The 21329-nt window shown below is 73.8% G+C and carries 18 protein-coding genes; 8 read left to right on the forward strand and 10 right to left on the reverse strand.

What is annotated here, in order from left to right:
- Positions 1–29: 29 nt before the first annotated feature.
- The 5 genes from ACIQU6_RS11705 to ACIQU6_RS11725 form a co-directional block, all read right to left on the reverse strand.
- Entirely contained in the window at positions 30–746 is a 717-nt protein-coding gene (locus ACIQU6_RS11705) for a hypothetical protein (protein WP_403481445.1), read from the reverse strand.
- Positions 743–2491 (reverse strand): phosphatidylglycerol lysyltransferase domain-containing protein, encoded by a 1749-nt coding sequence (locus tag ACIQU6_RS11710; protein WP_403481446.1) that lies wholly within the window; start codon positions 2489–2491, stop codon positions 743–745. Before ACIQU6_RS11710 ends, ACIQU6_RS11705 begins: the two co-directional genes overlap by 4 nt.
- Before the next feature lie 105 nt (positions 2492–2596).
- The gene (cobT, locus tag ACIQU6_RS11715; protein WP_403481447.1) at positions 2597–3643 is read right to left on the reverse strand and encodes a nicotinate-nucleotide--dimethylbenzimidazole phosphoribosyltransferase; all 1047 of its coding nucleotides are present in this window, start codon (positions 3641–3643) and stop codon (positions 2597–2599) included.
- 97 nt (positions 3644–3740) lie between these two features.
- Positions 3741–4388, reverse strand: a complete 648-nt coding sequence (locus tag ACIQU6_RS11720; RefSeq protein WP_403481448.1) for a class I SAM-dependent methyltransferase — start codon at positions 4386–4388, stop codon at positions 3741–3743.
- 62 nt (positions 4389–4450) lie between these two features.
- The gene (locus ACIQU6_RS11725; protein ID WP_403481449.1) at positions 4451–5695 is read right to left on the reverse strand and encodes a bifunctional adenosylcobinamide kinase/adenosylcobinamide-phosphate guanylyltransferase; all 1245 of its coding nucleotides are present in this window, start codon (positions 5693–5695) and stop codon (positions 4451–4453) included.
- 210 nt (positions 5696–5905) lie between these two features.
- Between ACIQU6_RS11725 and ACIQU6_RS11730 the strand changes: the two genes are divergently transcribed.
- Entirely contained in the window at positions 5906–6118 is a 213-nt protein-coding gene (locus ACIQU6_RS11730; RefSeq protein WP_274916079.1) for a hypothetical protein, read from the forward strand.
- Between the two features lie 65 nt (positions 6119–6183).
- Here ACIQU6_RS11730 and ACIQU6_RS11735 read toward each other — a convergent pair whose 3' ends face one another.
- Positions 6184–6780 (reverse strand): DUF3043 domain-containing protein, encoded by a 597-nt coding sequence (locus tag ACIQU6_RS11735; RefSeq protein ID WP_403481450.1) that lies wholly within the window; start codon positions 6778–6780, stop codon positions 6184–6186.
- A gap of 343 nt (positions 6781–7123) precedes the next feature.
- On the opposite strand from ACIQU6_RS11735, the gene ACIQU6_RS11740 reads away from it, so the two are divergent.
- The 5 genes from ACIQU6_RS11740 (at position 7124) to ACIQU6_RS11760 (ending at position 13769) form a co-directional block, all read left to right on the forward strand.
- Complete coding sequence (locus ACIQU6_RS11740) at positions 7124–7906, forward strand: PspA/IM30 family protein (RefSeq protein ID WP_274919269.1); 783 nt, start codon at positions 7124–7126, stop codon at positions 7904–7906.
- 82 nt (positions 7907–7988) lie between these two features.
- Complete coding sequence (locus ACIQU6_RS11745) at positions 7989–8267, forward strand: hypothetical protein (RefSeq protein WP_403481451.1); 279 nt, start codon at positions 7989–7991, stop codon at positions 8265–8267.
- A gap of 81 nt (positions 8268–8348) precedes the next feature.
- The gene (locus tag ACIQU6_RS11750) at positions 8349–9659 is read left to right on the forward strand and encodes a sensor histidine kinase (RefSeq protein WP_403481452.1); all 1311 of its coding nucleotides are present in this window, start codon (positions 8349–8351) and stop codon (positions 9657–9659) included.
- 16 nt (positions 9660–9675) lie between these two features.
- Complete coding sequence (locus ACIQU6_RS11755) at positions 9676–10362, forward strand: response regulator (RefSeq protein ID WP_403481453.1); 687 nt, start codon at positions 9676–9678, stop codon at positions 10360–10362.
- A 233-nt stretch (positions 10363–10595) separates the two neighbouring features.
- Complete coding sequence (locus tag ACIQU6_RS11760) at positions 10596–13769, forward strand: efflux RND transporter permease subunit (protein ID WP_403481454.1); 3174 nt, start codon at positions 10596–10598, stop codon at positions 13767–13769.
- Between the two features lie 123 nt (positions 13770–13892).
- Here the strand turns inward: ACIQU6_RS11760 and ACIQU6_RS11765 are convergent, their stop codons facing one another.
- Complete coding sequence (locus ACIQU6_RS11765) at positions 13893–14810, reverse strand: 4Fe-4S domain-containing protein (RefSeq protein WP_403481455.1); 918 nt, start codon at positions 14808–14810, stop codon at positions 13893–13895.
- A gap of 308 nt (positions 14811–15118) precedes the next feature.
- Positions 15119–16306 (reverse strand): quinolinate synthase NadA, encoded by a 1188-nt coding sequence (nadA, locus tag ACIQU6_RS11770; RefSeq protein WP_403481456.1) that lies wholly within the window; start codon positions 16304–16306, stop codon positions 15119–15121.
- A 329-nt stretch (positions 16307–16635) separates the two neighbouring features.
- Between nadA and erpA the strand changes: the two genes are divergently transcribed.
- On the forward strand, positions 16636–16989 hold the full coding sequence (gene erpA / locus ACIQU6_RS11775; RefSeq protein WP_274916087.1) for an iron-sulfur cluster insertion protein ErpA: 354 nt from the start codon (positions 16636–16638) through the stop codon (positions 16987–16989).
- Between the two features lie 93 nt (positions 16990–17082).
- Here the strand turns inward: erpA and ACIQU6_RS11780 are convergent, their stop codons facing one another.
- Positions 17083–18546 (reverse strand): hypothetical protein, encoded by a 1464-nt coding sequence (locus tag ACIQU6_RS11780; protein WP_403481457.1) that lies wholly within the window; start codon positions 18544–18546, stop codon positions 17083–17085.
- 308 nt (positions 18547–18854) lie between these two features.
- On the opposite strand from ACIQU6_RS11780, the gene ACIQU6_RS11785 reads away from it, so the two are divergent.
- On the forward strand, positions 18855–19829 hold the full coding sequence (locus ACIQU6_RS11785; RefSeq protein ID WP_403481458.1) for a carbohydrate kinase family protein: 975 nt from the start codon (positions 18855–18857) through the stop codon (positions 19827–19829).
- Between the two features lie 58 nt (positions 19830–19887).
- Here ACIQU6_RS11785 and ACIQU6_RS11790 read toward each other — a convergent pair whose 3' ends face one another.
- The gene (locus ACIQU6_RS11790; RefSeq protein WP_403481459.1) at positions 19888–21288 is read right to left on the reverse strand and encodes a cysteine desulfurase/sulfurtransferase TusA family protein; all 1401 of its coding nucleotides are present in this window, start codon (positions 21286–21288) and stop codon (positions 19888–19890) included.
- Positions 21289–21329: the final 41 nt, after the last annotated feature.

A 21329-nucleotide genomic window follows, 5' to 3' on the forward strand; every position in this document is an offset into this window, starting at 1 on the left:
CGGCGCGAGCGCCGGCCGTGCCGGGCCGTTCACCCGCCGCCCGAGAACTGCACGTCGCACGGCTTGCGCGGCCGCCACCAGTCCCAGGCCAGGCAGATCGCCAACGCCACGGCCACCGCGGCGACATGCTCCTTGCCGGCCAGGTTGTTCTTGATGAGCGCCACCTCGACGAGCATCGCGACGACCACCCCGACGCAGGTGAGGCGGGCCCGGTAGCGCCAGCAGACGACCACCGCCAGGCCGACCACCGCCGCCGACGGGCCGGTGTCGACCACGAACTTGTCGGCGTCCGGGAGCCCGATCGGACTGTCCGGGCCGATCCACAGGCCGAGCCGGGCGTAGGTCGTCCCGGCGAGCGTGGCCGCGTAGGCGATCAGCAGCGTCTGCCAGCGTCCCAGGCAGATCTCGGCGATCCCGAAGACCACCAGGACCTGTGCCAGCGCGCCCCACACCGGCAGGTCCAACGCCGGGACGAACAGCGACAGCGGAGTGCGCAGCAGCGCCAGCCACAGGTGCTCGTACGCCTGCACCGAGCCGATGTTCTGCACCGTGCGCAGGCCCCAGGACTGGTTCTGGACGACGTGGAAGGCCAGCGTCAGGAAGACCGCGCCCAAGGTCAGCGGGATCGCCCGGAGTCTTCGCACCGCCAGCGTCGACCACACCTTCGCGAGGAGCGGTCCCCATTCGGCGCGCGCGGTGCGGCGCAGCGCGGCAACCCCCCGCCGCACCGCCCGGGCCCGATTCATCTCACGTTCTCCAAATGCTTGCGGTTCAGCCACTTCGGCAGACCTGGCGCTTCGAGGAAACCCTCGGCGCGGGCCGCGGCGATACCGATCCGCAGCACGTCGGTGCTCTTCTCGAAGAGCATGTACCGGGGCTCCCAGACCGGCCGGTACTTGGCGTTGGCGCGGTAGAGCGACTCGATCTGCCACCAGCGGGAGAAGAAGCCGAGCAGCGACCGCCACAGGCGCAGCACCGGACCCGCGCCGAGCCGCGACCCCCGTTCGAAGACCGAGCGGAACATCGCGAAGTTCAGCGAGAGCTGGGTGATCCCCACCTCGTTTGCCCGCTGGATCAGCTCCAGCACCATGAACTCCATGAGCCCGTTGTCGGACTCCCGGTCCCGCCGCATCAGGTCCAGCGACAGCCCCTTCGCGCCCCACGGCACGAAGCTCAGCAGCGCCCGCAACTCCCCGTCCGCGTCCCGGCATTCGAGCATCACGCAGCGGCCGTCCGCCGGGTCGCCCAGCCGCCCCAGCGCCATCGAGAAGCCCCGCTCGGTGTCCCCGTCGCGCCAGTCGTCGGCCAGGCGCACCAGGCGCGCCATCTCGTCGGCGGGGATGTCCTCGTGCCGCCGGATGCGGACCGTGTAGCCGGCCCGCTGGATGCGGTGGTACGCCTGCCGCACGGTGCGCATGGCCCGGCCGGCGAGCGTGAACTCGGCGGTCTCCACGATCGCCTCGTCGCCCAACTCCAGCGCGTCCAGCCCGTGTCGGGCGTAGATCGTGCCGCCCTCCTCGCTCGCGCCCATCACCGCGGGCGCCCAGCCGTGCTCCCGGGCCTCGGCCAGCCAGCGCTCGATCGCCCCCGGCCACGCCTCCGGATCACCCAGCGGATCGGCCGACGCCAGCGACACCCCGCCGACCACCCGGTACGTCACCGCCGCTTTCCCGCTGGGGGAGAACACCGCGCTCTTGTCCCGGCGCAGCGCGAAGTAGCCCAGCGAGTCCCGGTCGCCGTGCCGGGCCAGCAGCCCGCGCAGCCGCTCCTCGTCGTCGGCGGTGATCGGGTCGGTGCTGCGCACGGACCGGAACGCCGCCCACAACACGGCCACCAGCAGCGCCGCGCTCAGCACGTTGATGGTGCCGTTGACCCAGTTCGGGGTGGCGATCCCGGGGAAGGCGCGGTCGTCGGCGGCCAGCGACACCAGCCGCAGCAGGCCGTACCGCCAGCGCTCGACGAACGTCGAGGCGCCGGACGCCTGGTTGGTGGCCGTCACCAGGAGGGCCGCCAGTACCGAGGTGACCAGCAGGCCGCCGGCCGCGGTCAGCGCCGCCAGCTTGGGGTTGGCCCGGTCGCCCTTGGCGTAGAACTCCTTGCGGCCGGCGACCAGCGCCGCGGTGAACAGCAGCGTCAGCGCCAGCGACGCCCAGTTCTGCGGGTGCGCCCGGAACTCCGGGGAGAGCGCCATCACCACGGTCACCAGCAGCAGGAACGCCCCGGACAGCACCAGGTTCAAGATCCACGCCGCCCGCTTCCGCCGGCGCAGCGTCACCGCCAGGAACAGCGAGAAGGCGCCCGAGGCGAAGCCGGCGGTGAGCAGGTACGGCGTGAAGAAGTCCGCGGCGTTGTGCCGCCGGATGTCGTTGCCGAACGACACCCACACCGCCCCGAGGACATTGATCAACGTGACGGCGCGCAGGTACCAGATGCCGAATGCCGCGCCGCGTCGCGCCCACCGGCCATGGGGGCGCTCTTCCTCCGGACTCAAAGCGATGTCTCCCGATAAAAACGTGCAAAACGCGATCTTACGGGGAGCCGTCGCCGGACCGGTCGGTGCGGTCGCGGCCGGGCGGCGCGCGGGCGCACCGGCGGATCAGTCGCGTACCGGAAGCTCCGCCGCCAGGGCCGCCGCCGCCCGCACCAGCGGGAAGGCGAGCAGCGCCCCGGTCCCCTCGCCCGCTGTGACGCCGTGATCGAGCAGAGGGTTGAGCGCGATCCGGTCCAGCGCCTTGGCCTGCGCCGGCTCGCCGCTCGCCTGGCCGGCCACCCACCAGTCCGGCGCCCGGAACGCGACCCGCTGCGCCACCAGCGCGCCCGCCGCGGAGACCACGCCGTCCAGGATCACCGGGGTGCGGCGCACCGCGCTCTGGAGCAGGAAGCCGGTGAGCGCGGTCAGGTCCGCGCCGCCGACGGTCGCCAGCAGCTCCAACTGGTCGCCCAGGACCGGCCGGGCCCGCCGCAGCGCGTCCCGGATCGCCGCGCACTTGCGCATCCAGGCCAGGTCGTCGATCGGGTGGCCGCCCCGCCCGGTGACGACCGAGGCGTCCGTGCCGCACAGCGCGGCGATCAGGGTGCCCGCGGCGGTGGTGCCGCCCACGCTCAGGTCGCCCAGGACGACCAGGTCGGTGCCCGCGTCCGCCTCCTCGTCGGCGAGCGCCATGCCGGCCCGGAACGCGGCCTCCGCCTCGTCGGCGGTCAGCGCGTCCTCGACGTCGATCCGCCCCGAGCCGCGCCGGACGCGGTGCCGGGTGACCTCCGCCGGCAGCTCCTCCGGGTCGCAGTCCACCGCCATGTCCACCACGCGCACCGGCACCCCGGCGCTGCGCGCCAGCACCGCGACCGGGCTCGCCCCGTCCAGGACGGCCCGCACCAGGTCCTTGGTGCCGCCCGCCGGCCGGGCCGAGACGCCGAGCTGCGCGATGCCGTGGTCGCCGGCGAACAGCAGCACCCGCGGCTGCTCGATCGGCCGGACCGGCACCCGCTGTTGGACGGCGGCCAGCCACCCGCCGAGCTCGTCCAACCGGCCAAAGGCACCGGGCGGCACGGCCGTCCGGGCCCGCCGTTCCTCGGCGGTCCGGCGCACATCGCCGTCGGGGCGCTCGATCAGGTGGGCGAAGTCATCGAGGTTCAGGGCGCTCATTGGGCGCAGATTACCGGCATCGGCGCGCCGGCGCGGCGCGCGGCAGGAACGGCGCCGCGGCCGCCGCCGGCGCGCGCCGCGCTCCGCCGACGGTCCGTCACCGGGCGGCCCGCGCCGCGAACCGCACCGCGCAGACCACCGGCCGCGGACCGGACCGGCCGTCCGCGGCCAGCGGCCGGGTGCGCACCGCGGCGACGCCCGGGTGGAGCCGGGCCGGCAGCGCCAGCGCCGCGGCCCACCAGGGCAGCGCGTCCACCACCAACGCCCCGCCCGGGAAGTGCGCCGCGCACACCCCCAGCAACTCCCGGAGCGTGCCCGCGGGCGCCCCCGACACCGCCACGACGACCCCGCGCTCCACCGGGCCCACCAGGGCGGGCCAGTCCGCGCCGGGCCCGGTACGGGCGACGGTGCGCCGCCGTGGTCCGTCCGGCAGCACCATCCGACGGGCCGCGGCGTCCGCCGTCGGCAGCACCGACAGCCAGGTCAGCCGCCCGTTGTCGAGCCGCCCGAAGCCGGTGCCGAGCCCCTCGCCGAGCGCGACCACGGTGGCGTCCGGACGGTGCCGCAGATAGCCGCGGACGGCCGCCTCGGCGGTGGCGCTCAGCTCACCGGGGCGGGCGGGGGCACGGCCCGGGGCGGCCACGGCGGACGGGCCGGTGGGGGAGCAGGGGGCGGGCGGAGGCGAGGACGGCCCGACGGCGCCGACGAGAGGGGCAGGTCCGTCATACCGGAAAGGTTCGGTCACGGCTCCAGCGGACCGGTCGGCGCGCCCCAGGGCAAGCGGACACGGGCCGCGCCGGGCCGCCGTCAGCCGCGCAGCGCAAGCGCCTGGCCCGCGACCACCAGCAGCACCTGCTCGCACTCGGCGCCGAACGCCGCGTTCAGCCGGCCCAGTTCGTCCCGGAAGCGGCGCCCCGCCGGGGTCGCCGGGACGACGCCCGAACCGACCTCGTTGCTCACCGCCACCACCCGCCGCCGGGCCGCCCGCACGGCCGCCACTAGCGCCTCGCAGCGCTCCCGCAGCGCCCGTCGGCCGCCCGCCTCCCAGGCCGCGTCGTCCCACGCCCCGACCTCGTCCATGGCGTGCGTCAGCCACAGCGCCAGGCAGTCGATCAGCAGCGGCGGCGCGGTCCCGGGTGCGGCCAGCAGCGGCACCAGATCGCAGGTCTCGGCGGTCCGCCAGCCCGTCGGGCGCCGCTCGCGGTGCAGCGCCACCCGCTGCGCCCAGTCCTCGTCGCCCTGCCGCGTGCCGCCGGTGGCCACGTACACCACCTCGGGGAACGCCAGCAGCCGCCGCTCGGCCTCCACCGACTTCCCGCTGCGCGCCCCGCCCAACACCAGCGTCCGGCGCGGCAGATCGGGCACCGCGTGGTACTCGCCGACCACCAGGGACGTGCCGTCCGGCACCGCGCGGGCGCCCAACGCGGCCAGCCGGCGGTGGAGTTCGGGCCCGGGCGGCACCGCGTGGTCGAGGTGCACCGCGACCACGTCGGTCGCCGCGTCCACCGCGCCGCTCGCCCGCAGCCGGGCCAACGCCTCCGGCCGCGCCAGCACGTCCAGCAGCACCAGGTCGTACGGCCCTGGGCCGCCCGCCGCCGAAGTCGGGCCGCCCGCGGTGCCGTTGGCCTCGCCCAGCCCGGCCGGGGCCGCGCCCGGCGGCAGGTACAGCAGCCGCTCGCCGTCGCCGCCGGTGACCTCGTACCCGGTGCCGGGGACGTCCACCGCGACCGCCCGCACCCGGTGCCCGCTTAGCAGCGCCAACGCCCGCCCGTCGGCGACCCGGCCCGGCTGCGGCAGCCCCGCCGGCACCTCCAGCGCCGGCCCGTCGTGCGGATGCGAGAGCAGCACCTGACGCACCCCGCCCAGCGACCGGCCCGCCCGGGCGGCCGCGAACGCCGGTCCCGGCGTCAGGTCGAGCAGCAGCGCGCCGTCGACGAGCAGGGCGGTCGCCGCCCGGGCCTCGTCGCCGACGGCGGTCGCACAGGCGGCGCACGGGCAGTCGGGGCGCGGCAGCCCCTGCGGGGCCCCGGTGCCGAGGAGAGTCAGGTCCACGCGCGTAAGTCTCTCGTGTTCGGACGGCGCGAGCGCGCGGGGCGCCCACCGGACACCGCCGTTGGGCGGCCGCGGAGTACGGAGTGCCTCTCGACAGGGCCGTTAGGCTTCCGATCAAGTGGGGATCCACGATCACCAGGCACGGCGTGGGGCGGGGTGTCCGGCCCGCGCCGGGGATCGGCGGACCCGGTGGGACTCCAGGAGGCGCACATGGCGTGGACGTGGCGGTTCGAGAAGACGGACGGTTCGGAGGCGGTGCCCACCGTGGAACCGGAGGAATTCACGACCCAGGGGGACGCCGAGTCCTGGATCGGGGAGCAGTGGCGCAACCTCCTCGACGGCGGCGTCGATCAGGTCCGGCTCTTCGAGGACGGCAGCGAGATCTACCCGGGGCCGATGAGCCTGCACGCTGACGAGGAGTGAGCGGAAGTGGGGGCCGGCGCGCGCCGGCCCCCGTGTCCGCTGCCTAGAGGGTCCTGCCTAGAAGGTCAGGGCCGCTGGCCGCGCTTGACCTGCGGCTTGGGCAGCCGCAGCCGGCGCATCTGGAGCGTGCGCATCACCGCGTAGGCGCGGGCGCCCTTGGCGTTCTCCTTGGGGAAGCGCTCTTCGAGCCGCTTGCCCAACTTGAACCAGATCACCGCCGAGTCCACGACGATCAGCACGATGATCACCAGCCACAGCAGCAGCGCCAGCGACTGGATCTGCGGCACCCGGATCATCGTCAGCACCAGGATGATCACGGCCACGGGCAGGAAGAACTCCGCCACGCACCACCGGGAGTCGACGTAGTCGCGGGCGAAACGGCGCACCGGTCCCTTGTCGCGCACCGGCAGATAGCGCTCGTCGCCGTTGGCCAGCGCCTCGCGCTGGCGGGCCATGTCGACGCGGCGGGCCTCCCGCTGCGCCTTGGCGGCGTCCTTGCGGTTGGTCGGTGTCTGCGCGCGGGTGCGGCGCTGCGACTGGGAGTCGCTGCGCTTGGGCGTCGGGCGGCCCTTGGGGGCCTGCGGATCGCGGGGCTGCTTGGGCTCGGACGCGGTCACCTTGGAGGCCGCGGCCTGCTCATCCTTCGAACGGCTTCGGAACACAACACCCAAGAGTACGTGCTCGCCGCGAATGAGCCAGGGGCCGACCGGGAACGCTCTGTCTCAGCCACTGCGGGGAGGCGCCCTCGACACCGGGCGGCGGCCGCCGCGCGCGGCGGGCACATGCGGACAGACCGGGCAGTGCGGCGGCGCCTCGGGGCCGCCCTACTCCCTGGGCTGGAGAAGCCGGGCGTCCTGATCGTCCTGGAGGAGGAGCGCATCCGGGCCCGAACAGTGCGGTAATGGAAGCAGGGCCCGTACTGTGGGGTCTGTAGATGTGCTGGAGCCTAAGCCCGATGAAAGTCGGGTCAGAAGGGGGCGCGCGAGGCCCATGAGCGATGGTGTCATGAAGCGGATGGGGATGATCTTCCGCGCGAAGGCCAACAAGGCCCTTGACCGGGCTGAAGACCCGCGCGAGACCCTCGACTACTCGTACCAGAAGCAGCTCGAACTGCTGCAGAAGGTACGCCGCGGCGTCGCCGACGTGGCGACCTCCCGCAAGCGCCTGGAGCTGCAGCTCAACCAGCTCCAGGGCCAGTCCGCCAAGCTGGAGGACCAGGGCCGCAAGGCGCTGGCGCTCGGCCGCGAGGACCTGGCCCGCGAGGCGCTGACCCGGCGCAGCGCGCTGCAGCAGCAGGTCACCGACCTGGAGACGCAGCACCAGACGCTCCAGGGTGAGGAGGAGAAGCTCACGCTCGCCGCGCAGCGGCTCCAGGCCAAGGTCGACGCCTTCCGCACGAAGAAGGAGACGATCAAGGCCACGTACACGGCCGCCCAGGCGCAGACCCGGATCGGCGAGGCGTTCTCCGGCATCTCCGAGGAGATGGGCGACGTCGGCCTGGCGATCCAGCGCGCCGAGGACCGGACCGCGCAGCTCCAGGCCCGGGCCGGCGCCATCGACGAGCTGATGGCCTCCGGCGCGCTGGACGACCCGTCCGGCATGGCCAAGGACGACATCACCGCCGAGCTGGACCGGCTCTCCGGCGGCAGCGACGTCGAGCTGGAGCTGCAGCGGATGAAGGCCGAGCTGGCCGGGCCGTCCGCCCAGCAGCAGGCCATCGAGGGCGGCCAGGGCGGTGCCGCCCAGCAGGCCCCGCAGCAGCAGCACCCGCGTCTCGACAAGCAGTGACCGACGGCGGCGGGCCGCCCCGCTCAGGGAGGCGGTCCGGCGCCGCCGCGACCCCGCCCGACCGGAACCAAGGGAGGCCGTCGTGATCGTACGGATCATGGGGGAGGGGCAGGTGAAGCTGGACGACGCCCACTTCATCGAGCTCAACAAGCTGGACGACGAACTGCTCGCCGAGATGGAGAGCGGTGACGAAGCCGGATTCCGGCGCACCCTCGGGGCCCTGCTGGAGTCGGTCCGTCGCCTGGGCTCCCCGCTGCCGGACGACGCCCTGGAACCCTCCGAACTGATCCTCCCCGGCCCGGACGCCAGCCTGGCCGAGGTCCGGGAGATGCTCAGCGACGACGGCCTGATCCCCGGCTGACCAGCCGGCACACCGCACACCCAGCGCACTATGGCAGCGCCCCGGCCCCCGCGTGGGACCGGGGCGCTACCGTTTCCTGATGTGACCGCCCCGAGCCCCTGCCCCGTGCGCCGCGACGCCGTCCCGGACGCGACCCGGGTCGCCCGGCTCCGCCAGTGGAACCTGACGCATCCGCTCACCTTCGACGCCGTCGTGGCCGCGGTGGCGTTCGTGGCGATCCTGTGCGGCGCGGTGGCCGGGCCGCACGGCCCGCACGGCGCCCACCTGCCCCGGTTCGGCGCCCGCGAACTCACCGCCACCACCGTGGTGTTGGCCGTCCTGGCCTGCGGCGCGCTGGTGCTGCGCCGTCGGCTGCCCCGCACGGTGCTGGCCGTGACCGGCGCGCTGACCATCGTCGAACTGGTCGCCCAGTCCAACGACCCGCGCGCCCCGGTCGCCGGCGCCGCGGTGATCGCCCTGTTCACCGTCGCCTCCCGCACCGACCGCCCCACCACCTGGCGGATCGGCGCCCTGACCTGCGTCGTGCTGACGGCCGCGGCGATGCTCTTCGGCCACCGCGCCTGGTACGCCCAGGAGAACCTCGCGATCTTCGCCTGGACCGGGATGGCCGCGGCCGCCGGCGACGCGGTCCGCAGCCGCCGGGCCTACGTCGACGCCATCCGCGAGCGCGCCGAACGCGCCGAGCGCACCCGCGAGGAGGAGGCCCGTCGCCGGGTCGCCGAGGAGCGGCTGCGCATCGCCCGGGAGCTGCACGACGTGGTCGCCCACCACATCGCCCTGGTCAACGTCCAGGCCGGGGTCGCCTCGCACGTCATGGACAACCGGCCCGACCAGGCCAAGCAGGCGCTGGCGCACGTCCGGGAGGCGTCCCGGTCGGCGCTGGACGAACTGCGCGCCACGGTCGGCCTGTTGCGGCAGTCCGACGACCCGACGGCGCCCACCGAACCGGCGCCCGGCCTCGGCGTCCTGGACCAGCTCGTCGAGGGTTTCGTCCGGGCCGGCCTGCCGGTCGCCCTGGAGCTGCCGCCCGGGGCCGGGCCGGCGCTGCCCGCCTCGGTGGACCTGACCGCCTACCGGATCGTCCAGGAGGCGCTCACCAACGTCCGCAAGCACGCCGGCGACGGCGCCCGCGCCACGGTGCGGATCGTGCACACCGACGGCGCGCTGACCGTGACCGTCCTCGACGACGGCCGCGGCGCCGCGGCGGGTGGGTCGGAGGACTCCGAGGAGGGGGCCGTGACCGAGCCCGGCGGCGGCCATGGTCTGATCGGGATGCGCGAGCGGGTGCAGGCGCTGGGCGGCACGCTCGTCACCGGGCCCCGCGCGGCCGGCGGCTTCCAGGTGCGGGTCACGCTGCCGTTGGGCGGCGCGCGTACCGCGGGGACGACATGAGGGCGAGGGCGGCGGGATGACCATCAAGGTGCTGTTGGCCGACGACCAGACGCTGTTGCGCAGCGCGTTCCGGATCCTGGTGGACTCCGAGCCGGACATGCGGGTGGTGGGCGAGGCGTCCGACGGGGCGCAGGCGTACGAACTGGCCCGTGCCGAGCGCCCGGACGTGGTCCTGATGGACATCCGGATGCCGGGCACCGACGGCCTGGCCGCCACCCGCATGATCGGCCAGGACCCGGAGCTGGCCGGCGTGAAGGTGGTCATCCTGACCACCTTCGAGGTCGACGACTACGTGGTGGCGTCGCTGCGGGCCGGCGCCAGCGGCTTCCTGGGCAAGGGCGCCGAGCCGGACGAGCTGCTGCACGCGATCCGGATCGCGGCCGGCGGGGAGGCGCTGCTGTCGCCGGCCGCGACCAAGGGCCTGATCGCCAAGTTCCTCGCGCAGGGCGAGGGGACCGGCGGCGACGGGGCCGGCGGCCCGAAGACCGAGCGGCTGGCCACGCTCACCGGCCGGGAGCGCGAGGTGCTGGTGCTGGTCGCCGGCGGGCTCTCCAACGACGAGATCGCCGAGCAGCTCGACGTCAGCCCGCTCACCGTCAAGACGCACGTCAACCGCGCGATGGCCAAGCTGGGCGCCCGCGACCGGGCCCAACTCGTCGTCATCGCCTACGAGTCGGGGCTGGTCCGCCCGCGGGCGCACTGAGCGGGAGCGGGCGCCCGTACGCCCAGGGGTGCAGGGCGGGTGGAGGGGCCCGTACTACGGACGCGGTACGGGGGGCGGCCGGAAACCGACCTGCGAGCGAGGAAAACCGGTCCGGCCGTGGCGGAGGGTGTAGGTGGGCCGGTCTCGGCCCTCCGCCGGGCCCGAACACGGCTCCCGCCGGCGTTCCCCGCCCCCGATACCCGCTTTTCTGAACAGAAGAGAGACCCGCACCCATGTCCTGGCTGTCCCGAATCAGCCTCGTACAACGGGGCCTGATAGCGCTGATGTCGATCGTCGCGATCGCCTTCGGCGCCATCGCGATCCCGCAGCTCAAGCAGCAGCTCCTGCCCTCCATCGACCTGCCGATGGTCTCGGTGGTCGCCCCGTACCAGGGCGCCTCGCCCGACGTCGTCGAGAAGCAGGTCGTCGAGCCACTGGAGAACGGCCTCCAGGCCGTCAACGGCATCAAGAGCGTCACCTCGACGTCGAGCGAGGGCTCGGGCGTCGTGATGGCGGAGTTCGACTACGGCAACGACTCCAAGACCCTGGTCGCCGACGTCCAGCAGGCCGTCAACCGGGCCCGGGCGAAGCTGCCCAAGGACGTGGACCCGCAGGTGGTCTCCGGCGGCACGGACGACCTGCCCACCGTCGTCCTCGCCGTCTCCTCCACGACGAAGGACCAGCAGACCCTCGCCGACCAGCTCAACCGCACCGTCGTCCCGGACCTGAAGAACATCGACGGCGTCGGCCAGGTCAACGTCAGCGGGGTGCAGGACCGGATCGTCGCGGTCACCCCGGACGACGCCAAGTTGGCCGCGGCCGGCCTGAGTTCCGCCGCGCTCGGCCAGGCGCTGCAGGCCGGCGGCACGGCGGTGCCGGCCGGTGCCTTCTCCGAGGACGGCAGCAGCAAGACCGTGCAGGTCGGCGCCGGCTTCACCTCGGTCGGGCAGATCAGGGACCTGATGGTCACCCCGGCGGCCGGCGGGATGGGCGGCGGCCAGGGCGGCAAGGCGGTCCGGCTCGGCGACGTCGCCACCGTCAAGGAGACCTCGGCCACCCCGACCTCCCTCACCCGCACCGACGGCAAGCCCAGCCTCTCGGTCAGCGTGACGATGAACCAGGACGGCAGCGCGGTCGCCATCTCCGACGCCGTCAAGGGCAAGCTGGACGCCATCCACAAGGACCTGGGCGCCGGCTCCCGCGTCACCATCGCCTCCGACCAGGGGCCGCAGGTCTCCAAGTCCATCGAGTCGCTGACCACCGAGGGACTGCTCGGCCTGGTCATGGCCGTGATCGTGATCCTGGTCTTCCTGCTCAGCCTGCGCTCGACGCTGGTCACCGCGGTCTCCATCCCGCTGTCCGTGGTCATCACCCTGATCGTGCTGTGGACCGGTGACCTGTCGCTGAACATGCTCACCCTGGGCGGCCTGACCATCGCCATCGGCCGGGTCGTGGACGACTCGATCGTCGTCCTGGAGAACATCAAGCGGCACCTGGGCTACGGCGAGGAGCGCCGCGAGGCCATCCTCAAGGGCGTCAAGGAGGTCTCCGGCGCGATCACCTCCTCGACGCTGACCACGGTCGCGGTCTTCCTCCCGATCGGCGTGGTCGGCGGGATGGTCGGTGCCCTCTTCGGCTCCTTCTCCATCACCGTCACCGTCGCCCTGCTCTCCTCGCTGCTGGTCTCGCTGACCGTGGTGCCGGTGCTGTCGTACTGGTTCCTGCGCGCCCCGCGGATACCCGCCGGCACCGACCCCGAGGAACTGCGCCGCAAGGCCGAGGAGAAGGAGTCCCGCAGCGCCCTGCAGCGGCTCTACGTCCCGGTGTTGCGCTTCGCCACCCGCCGCCGCGGCATCAGCCTGCTGATCGCCGTGGTGATCCTCCTCGGCACCTTCGGCATGGCGCCGCTGCTGAAGACCACCTTCTTCGACCAGGGCAAGCAGGACACCCTCAGCATCAAGCAGGAGCTCAAGCCCGGCACCAGCCTGAGCGCGGCCGACGCGCAGGCCAAGCGGGTCGAGAAGGTGCTCGCGGCCAACAAGGACGTGCAGGACTACCAGGTCACCGTCGGCTCCTCCGGGATGATGGCGGCCTTCGGCGGCGGCTCCAGCGCCAACCAGGCCAGCTACCAGGTCAAGCTCAAGGACTCCGCCGACTCCGACAAGGTCACCAAGGACCTGCACGCCGCGCTGGCCGAGCTGGGCCCGGCCGCCGGCGACACCTCCGTCACCGCGGGCGGCGGCGGCTTCGGCAACCAGAACCTCAGCGTGGTGGTCAAGGCCGCCGACGCCGGCGTGCTGCAGCAGGCCAGCGAGCAGGTCCGCAAGGCCGTCGCCGGCCTGGACCACGTCACCGACGTCCAGAGCGACCTGGCGCAGAGCGTGCCGCGGATCTCCGTGACGCCCAACGACAAGGCCGCCGCGGCCGGTTACACCCAGGCCACGCTCGGCGCGGCCGTCGCCCAGGCGGTCTCCGGCACCCCCAGCGGCAAGGCCGTGCTCGACGACACCGAGCGCGACGTGGTGATCAGGTCGGCCCACCCGGCCACCACCGAGGCCCAGTTGAAGGACCTGCCGCTGCCGACCCCGTCCGGGACGGCCCGCCTCGGCGACCTGGCCACCGTCAAGACGGTGGCCGGGCCGGTCCAGATGACCCGGATCGACGGCGCCCGCTCGGCGACCGTGACCGCCAAGCCGACCGGCGACAACACCGGCGCGGTCTCCGCCAAACTGCAGAGCGAGATCACGTCGCTGAAGCTGCCGGCCGGCGCCACCGCCACCGTCGGCGGCGTCTCCCAGGACCAGACCGACGCGTTCGGCAAGCTGGGCCTGGCCATGCTGGCGGCCATCGCGATCGTCTTCCTGCTGCTGGTGGGCACCTTCCGGTCCATCGTCCAGCCGCTGATCCTGCTGATCTCCATCCCGTTCGCGGCGACCGGCGCGCTCGGCCTGCTGGTGGCCACCGGCACCCCGATGGGCGTCCCGGCCATGATCGGCATGCTGATGCTGATCGGCATCGTGGTCACCAACGCCATCGTGCTGATCGACCTGATCAACCAGTACCGGGCCAAGGGCTACGGCGTCGTCGAGGCGGTCATCGAGGGCGGCCGGCACCGGCTCCGCCCGATCCTGATGACCGCGTTGGCCACGATCATGGCGCTGCTGCCGATGGCGCTGTCGATCACCGGGGACGGCGGCTTCATCTCCCAGCCGCTGGCCGTGGTCGTGATCGGCGGTCTGATCACCTCCACCCTGCTCACCCTCCTCCTCGTCCCGACGCTCTACGCGATCATCGAGCTCCGCAAGGAGCGCCGGGCGAAGAAGAAGGCGGCCAAGCGGGCCGGGCAGGACGGCGGCCCCGCGGCCCCCGCGGACGCCGACCGGACGCCGGAGCCGGCCGGGGTGTGACGCCCGTCCGCTCCGGATGCCCCAGAAGGACGGCCTGACGGAAAGGGCCACAGGGGGAGCCCCCGCCGCCGCGCACCAGCGGCCGCGGGGGCTCCTCGCGTCACGGGGCCGCCCGGCCGCCGGTCACCACCGCACCGCCGTGAAGTCCACCGCCCGCGGCCGCAGTTCCCCGGTCCGGGCGGCCAACTCCCGCATCCGCCGCCCCATCTCCGCCGCCGGCAGCCGCTTGCGGTCCCCGTGCCCGGGCAGCAGCCAGGAGAAGCGCAGCCGGTCCACGGTCCGGGCCAGCGACGCCGCCAACTCCGTGATGGAGTACCAGGTGACGCTCTCGGCCACCTCGATGTCCCCGGTGGCCCGCGACCAGTAGAAGCTGTCGCCGCTGAAGCAGTACCGCTCGTCCGCGACGTAGAGCACGCTGCCCAGCGTGTGCCCGGGCAGGGGATGGGCCGCCACCCCCTCGACGATCTTCACCGGGTCGGTGCCGCGCAGCACCCGGTCCGCGTCCGGCGCCGCGTCCAGATCCCCCTCGTGGATCCACAGCCGGGCCCCGAACCGGTCGGCGTAGCGGCGGCCGTGCGCGGCGTGGTCCCGGTGGGTGAGCAGCACGTCGGTCACCGCCCCGGCCGCCTCGAACCGCGCGGCCAACGGCTCGGCGAACCGCGGGGTGTCGACCATCAGTTGGGACCCGTCCGGCCGCCGCAGCAGGTAGGCGTTGGCGCCGGCGGTGTGCGGCGAGTTGTGCCCGCAGAAGCTGACCGCGTCGTCCAGCCGCAGCGGGAACGGGTCCGACTCGGCCGCCACCCGCCCGCCCCGCCGCCGCACCGAACGCGTCGGGCAGGCGAACGCCACGGCGTGCAGCCGCCGTTCCTCCTCCGCCCCGTGCGGCTGCCGGACCACCTCGGACCGGCCGTCGACCTCCTCGATCAGCCCCGGCGCGAGCTGCCGCGCCACATCGCAGTTGGTGCAGCGGTCGTCCACGTACCACTCGCCAGCGGCGCTCTCCGCCTGGCGCGCCGCACGGTCGTCCTCGGTGCCGCTCACGGTCCTTCTGCCTCCTCGACCCCTGGGCCTTGCCGGGCCCGATGGTTCCCCTGGTTCTCCTGGTCCCGAGGTTCCCGCGCCGGGCCGGAAAAGAGGAAGGGGTGCGGAGTCTTGTTTCTGCTGGTCACGGGGTCTCTCAGGGTGAGGGTTGCGCCCTGATGTCATGTCCGCGACATGAGAGTGTCCGACGGCGCCCGGGGCGCGGTCCCCGCGCCGGCGGCGGTCGAGCGCACCGGCCAGCGGCCGGCGCACAACGGGCGGGGCGGCCCCGTCGAGAGGCCGCCCCGCCCGTGCCGTTCCCGTTGCCGCTACGGCAGCGCCAGCATCCGCTCCAGCGCCAACTTGGCGAAGTGCTCGGTCTCCGCGTCGACCCGGATGCGGTTGACGACCTTGCCGTCGGCCAGCGACTCCAGCGCCCACACCAGGTGCGGCAGGTCGATGCGGTTCATCGTCGAGCAGAAGCAGACCGTCTTGTCGAGGAAGACGATCTCCTTGTCCTCGGCCGCGAAGCGGTTGGCCAGGCGGCGCACGAGGTTCAACTCGGTGCCGATCGCCCACTTCGAGCCGGCCGGCGCCGCCTCCAGCGCCTTGATGATGTGCTCCGTCGACCCGACGTGGTCCGCCGCCGCCACGACCTCGTGCTTGCACTCCGGGTGGACCAGCACGTTGACGCCGGGTATCCGGGCGCGGACGTCCTCGACCGACTCCAGCGAGAAGCGGCCGTGTACCGAGCAGTGGCCGCGCCACAGGATCATCTTCGCGCCGCGCAGCTCGTCCGCGGTCAGCCCGCCGTTCGGCTTGTGCGGGTTGTAGACCACGCAGTCGTCCAGGGACATGCCCAGGTCCCGCACGGCGGTGTTGCGCCCCAGGTGCTGGTCGGGCAGGAAGAGCACCTTCTCTCCCTCGCCGAACGCCCACTCCAGCGCCCGCTTGGCGTTGGACGAGGTGCAGATGGTGCCGCCGTGCCTGCCCGTGAACGCCTTGATGTCGGCGGACGAGTTCATGTACGAGACCGGGACCGTCGCCTCGGCGATGCCGGCTCCCGTCAGCACGTCCCAGCACTCGGCGACCTGCTCGGCGGTGGCCATGTCCGCCATCGAGCAGCCCGCCGCCAGGTCGGGGAGGATCACCTGCTGGTCGTCGCCGGTGAGGATGTCGGCCGACTCGGCCATGAAGTGCACACCGCAGAAGACGATGTACTCGGCGTCCGGCCGGGCCGCGGCGTCCCGCGCCAGCTTGAAGGAGTCGCCGGTGACGTCCGCGAACTCGATGACCTCGTCGCGCTGGTAGTGGTGCCCGAGGACGAAGACCCGCTCGCCCAGCTTGGCCTTGGCGGCGCGGGCGCGCTCGACCAGGTCCGGGTCGGAGGGGGCCGGCAGATCGCCGGGGCACTCCACGCCGCGCTCGCTCCTCGGGTCGGCCTCGCGGCCGAGCAGGAGCAGCGCCAGCGGGGTCGGCTGGACGTCCAGGGGCTGGGCGGTGGTCACGACACGCACCCTCTCTTCTCTGCGGAAAGTCCTTGCGGACGGTCTCTGCGGGGACGGCAGGATGCGCTGCGACTCCGCCTTTTCGTCTATTTGACGCTATCTATCATAGCCGCTTCACGTCACTTTGACGATGGCCATAGTGTCGATGTGACGCATCAACCGCCGGGCCCCGCGGGCGTCCGTGTGCAGGAAGGCACACCGGCGTCCCACCGTCGGTGTGCGAGCATGAGAAGAAGAGAAGGACAGATCACGCGCAGCCGGAATTAATCCGGGACGCCGACGGTTGGAGTGGTTCGCAACCGATGGCAAGCGGTCCGTACAACCCGGGAGAGATGTAGATGAGCGTTCAGGACGAGACCACCGTCACCGACGGCATCATCCTGTCCGACGCGGCCGCGTCGAAGGTCAAGAGCCTGCTGGAGCAGGAGGGCCGGGAAGATCTCGCGCTGCGGGTGGCGGTCCAGCCCGGCGGCTGCTCCGGCCTGCGTTACCAGCTCTTCTTCGACGAGCGTTCGCTCGACGGCGACGTCGTCAAGGACTTCGACGGCGTCAAGGTCGTCACCGACCGGATGAGCGCCCCCTACCTGGGCGGCGCCTCCATCGACTTCGTCGACACGATCGAGAAGCAGGGCTTCACGATCGACAACCCGAACGCCACCGGCTCCTGCGCCTGCGGCGACTCCTTCAGCTAAGGCGGGCCGGGCCCACGGGCCACGACGTGCGAAGGCGGCGCTCCCGATGGGGGCGCCGCCTCCGTCATGTGCGGGCTCGGTGCGGGGGAGCGCTCAGCGCAGCGGGACCGCCTTGCCGGACGTCCCGTCCACGACCTTCCGGCCGTCCAACGGCGCGTGCAGCGTCACGGTCTTGGTGAAGTCCTTGGCGATCTTCACGCAGATCTGCCCGGGCCGCTTCTCCTCGCCGGTGACCGAGACCCGCACGGCGTCGGACGACTCGGTCACGCTCGCCTCGTACGTGCTGCACACCCCGCCCCAGAAGTGGACGGTCAGCGTCCGGCCGCCGTCGGCCACCGCGTAGCCGGACAGCGCCATCGACGTCGCCCCGGGCGTGGACGGTCGCGGCGACGACGGCTCGCTGCCGCGCAGGTACTTCGGGTCCACCGCGGTCCCGGCCACCGTCGAGGTGCTCGCCGGTCCGCCCGTGGCGCCCGGCGTGCGCACCGTGTAGAGCCAGGACGGCACCAACACCTCCCCGCCCTGCGAGAACCGCGCGGCCAGCCCGAAGACCGCACCGGTCACCTCGGGGGTCGGCTGCTTCCCGTTCGGGGCCGGCTCGCACGGCGCGATCCCGCCCTGCGCGGCCTTGGCGTCCTTGTGCTGGAAGGTGGGCACCGACGGGCAGTCGGCCAGCGGCCGCATCGTCCGGCCGCCGCCGTTGAGCGTGCCCAGCGTGGTCCGGGCGTCCCGGACGGGGTACTCCGCGCCCTTGACCGGGCTCGCCAACTCGCCGCTGCCGCCCACCAGTTGCCCGTCGGAGCCGACCTGGAGCCGGCTCTGCCAGCCGTACGTCGGCAGCCCGCCGACCACCGGGTCCGCGGTCACCACCCGCACCGCGGAGTACGTCTGGCCCGCGTCCAGCCGGGCGTCCGACTGGCCGACCGCGGCCAGCACCGGTCGGACCGCCTCCCGCGCCTTCGCCTCGGACACCGGCCCGCCGCCGGCGTCCCCGCCCCCGCCGTCCGTGCCCCCGCGGTACGACGGACAGCCCGACCGCCCGTCCGTCAGCGGGCACTTGGTGTCGCTCCCGCCGCCGTACCGGCTGAACGTCCAACTCCCCGCGCCGGACTTGGCGACCCGCAGCGTGCTGCCCCGCCCGTCCGGGCCCGGCCCGCCGACCTGCCACCAGGCGCCGTCCGACCGCACCGATCCGGACACATCCAACGCCTTCGCCAGCCGTTCCACCGCCGGCTGGCCCACGTCGCCCGCGGGCCGGTAGACGGGCGCGGACCGTGGCCCGTTTGGCAGTTGCCCCGTCACCCGGTACCGGTCGTGCTGCGGCCCGGGCTCGCCGACCGCGATCGACGCGGAGTCCAGCACCAGCGGCGGCGGGTCGCCCTTGGCCGCGCCCGCCCCCGCGCTGCCGGACGCCGACGAGGCCCAGTACGCGCCGCCCCCGGCCACCAGCACCGCGCCGGCGACCGACGCGACGACCAGGGGAGTGCGCCGGCCGCGCCGGGCCGGACGGGGGGCCTGCGGGGTGTCCTGGCTCTGGGGGGTGTCCTCGGTACTCACCGCTTCGCTCCTTCACGCTCCGCCGGTCATCTGACGTGCCACCCAGCGGGTGGCCGCCGATGGGACGGAACGGGGGCGCATGCGGTTCCCCGCGCGCCGGCCGCCGCTCGCCCCGCGGTGCCTGTGACGGCCCTCACGGGCCGGGCCGCCCGGTGCAAGGCGCCTTCCCTCCGCGCCCCCGAATCGCCCTATTATGGGGTGTTTTCCTGCTGTCCGGATGACCGGGAACCGGCAGTCACCGACGGTCCCGCCCGGTAGCGTTGCCCTCCGTCCGCCAACCCCACGCCCTCCGCAGGAGCAGACCCGCCGTGCGTATCGCAGTCTCCGGCTCCATCGCCACCGACCACCTGATGACCTTCCCCGGTCGCTTCGCCGACCAGTTGGTCGCCGACCAGTTGCATACGGTCTCCCTCTCCTTCCTCGTCGACCAGCTCGACGTCCGCCGCGGCGGGGTCGCGCCCAACATCTGCTTCGGCATGGGCCAGCTCGGCATCCGGCCGATCCTGGTCGGCGCCGCCGGCAACGACTTCGAGGAGTACCGCGCCTGGCTCGACCGGCACGGCGTCGACACCCGCTCGGTGCGCATCTCCGAGGTCCTGCACACCGCCCGCTTCGTCTGCACCACCGACGCCGACCACAACCAGATCGGCTCCTTCTACACCGGTGCCATGAGCGAGGCCCGGCTGATCGAGCTGCAGACCGTCGCCGAGCGGGTCGGCGGCCTGGACCTCGTGCTGATCGGCGCGGACGACCCGGAGGCGATGATCCGGCACACCGAGGAGTGCCGCACCCGCGGGATCCCGTTCGCCGCCGACTTCTCCCAGCAGATCGCGCGGATGGACGGCGAGAACATCCGCACCCTCATGGAGGGCGCCACCTACCTCTTCAACAACGAGTACGAGGCCGGGCTGATCGAGTCCAAGACCGGCTGGACCGCCGAGGAGATCCTCACCAAGGTCGGCACCCGCGTCACCACCCTCGGCTCCAACGGCGTCCGCATCGAGCGGGTCGGCCAGCCGGACATCGTGGTCGGCGTCCCCGAGGAGAAGGAGAAGGCCGACCCCACCGGCGTCGGCGACGCCTTCCGCGCCGGCTTCCTCGCCGGCCTCGCCTGGGGCGTCGGCCTGGAGCGCGCCGCCCAGATCGGCTGCATGCTCGCCACCCTGGTCATCGAGACCGTCGGCACCCAGGAGTACGAGCTGCACCGCAGCCACTTCATGGACCGCTTCACCAAGGCGTACGGCCACGAGGCCGCCGGCGAGGTCCAGCAGCACCTGCTCTGAGGTCACCGGACCCGTCCGGGGGCCGCGCACACCACGCCGCCCCCGGACGGGACCGCGCTCAACCGCGCCGCCGCACCACGTACGCGACGCCGCGCTCCGCCGGCTCCTCGCCGACGTACTCCTGCTCCCGCATCGCGCACCACGCCGGGATGTCCTGCCGCGCCGCCGCGTCGTCGGACAGCACGGTCACCGTCCCGCCGACCGGCACCTCACCGATCACCTTCGCCAACTCGATGACCGGCACCGGGCAGCGCCGGCCGAGCGCGTCCACCACGATGCCCGGCGCGGCCTCCGGCGCCGCCGGCCGCACCGGCCCCGCCGCCGGCGCCCCGAACCGCTCCCGCACCGACCGGACCACCTCCGGCAGCACCGCCAGGAACCGCTCCACGTCCGCCTCTTGAGCGCCCCACGGCAGCGAGACCCGGACGTTGCCCTCCGACAGCACCCCCATCGCGCGCAGCACATGGCTGGGCGTCAGCGTGCTGGACGTACAGGACGAACCGGAGGAAACGGAGAAGCCGGCGCGGTCCAACTCGTGCAGCAGCGCCTCCCCGTCGACATAGAGGCAGGAGAAGGTGACCAGATGCGGCAGCCGCCGCACCGGATCGCCGACCACCTCCACGTCCGGCACCAGCTCCGGCACCCGCGCCCGGATCCGGTCCACCACCCCGCGCAGTCGCCCCGCCTCGTCCGCCCCGCCCTCCACGGCGGCCCGCAGGGCGCGCAGCGACGCCGCCGCGGCCACCACGGCCGGCAGGTTCTCGAACCCCGGGCTACGGCCCGACTCCCGCTCGTCCAGCGGTCCCTGGGGCGCGAACCGGGTTCCCTTGCGGACGACCAACAGCCCCACCCCGGGCGGCCCGCCCCACTTGTGGGCGCTCGCCGTCAGCACCGACCAGGGACCCGGCACCGGTCCCCACGCCACCGACTGCGCCGCGTCCACCAGCAGCGGCACCCCGGCCGCCCGGCAGAGCGCGGCCACCTCCGCCACCGGCTGCTCGGTGCCCACCTCGTGGTTGGCGGACTGCAGGCACACCAACGCGGCGTCCCCGCCGAGCGCGGCGGCCACCTCAGCGGCCGCCACCCGGCCCGCTCGGTCCACCGGAACCTCCGTCACCGTCCCGCCGTCCGCCGCGTGCACCTCGGCGGCGTGCAGCACCGAGGAGTGCTCGACGGCGGAGTGCACCAGCCGCCGCCCCACCCGCCGACGGGCCGCCAACGCACCGAAGATGCCCGAATGCACCGCATGCGTCCCCGATGGGGTGAACGTCAGCTCGTCGGCGCGACACCCGACCGCCCCCGCGGCGGCCTCCCGCGCCGCGTCCAACAACAGCCGGGCCCGCCGGCCCTCGCGGTACAGCCGGGCCGGGTCGGCCCACCCCTCGTCGAGCGCGGCGAGCAGGGCCTCCCGGGCGACGGGATGCAGCGGGGCGGCGGAGGCGGCGTCGAAGTAGGGCACGTACGAGACGGTAGAGCACCGGTGGGGCCGTTGCCGGGCGG

The organism is Streptomyces sp. NPDC090442, assembly GCF_044769405.1.
In the GTDB taxonomy this organism is placed as follows: domain Bacteria; phylum Actinomycetota; class Actinomycetes; order Streptomycetales; family Streptomycetaceae; genus Streptomyces.

Excerpts from the sequence above, each read along its gene's own strand:
- ACIQU6_RS11705 (WP_403481445.1), bottom strand. The coding sequence starts at position 746 with ATGAATCGGGCCCGGGCGGTGCGGCGGGGGGTTGCCGCGCTGCGCCGC.
- cobT (WP_403481447.1), bottom strand. The coding sequence starts at position 3,643 with ATGAGCGCCCTGAACCTCGATGACTTCGCCCACCTGATCGAGCGCCCC.
- ACIQU6_RS11730 (WP_274916079.1), top strand. The coding sequence starts at position 5,906 with ATGGCGTGGACGTGGCGGTTCGAGAAGACGGACGGTTCGGAGGCGGTG.
- ACIQU6_RS11740 (WP_274919269.1), top strand. The coding sequence starts at position 7,124 with ATGAAGCGGATGGGGATGATCTTCCGCGCGAAGGCCAACAAGGCCCTT.
- ACIQU6_RS11755 (WP_403481453.1), top strand. The coding sequence starts at position 9,676 with ATGACCATCAAGGTGCTGTTGGCCGACGACCAGACGCTGTTGCGCAGC.
- ACIQU6_RS11760 (WP_403481454.1), top strand. The coding sequence starts at position 10,596 with ATGTCCTGGCTGTCCCGAATCAGCCTCGTACAACGGGGCCTGATAGCG.
- erpA (WP_274916087.1), top strand. The coding sequence starts at position 16,636 with ATGAGCGTTCAGGACGAGACCACCGTCACCGACGGCATCATCCTGTCC.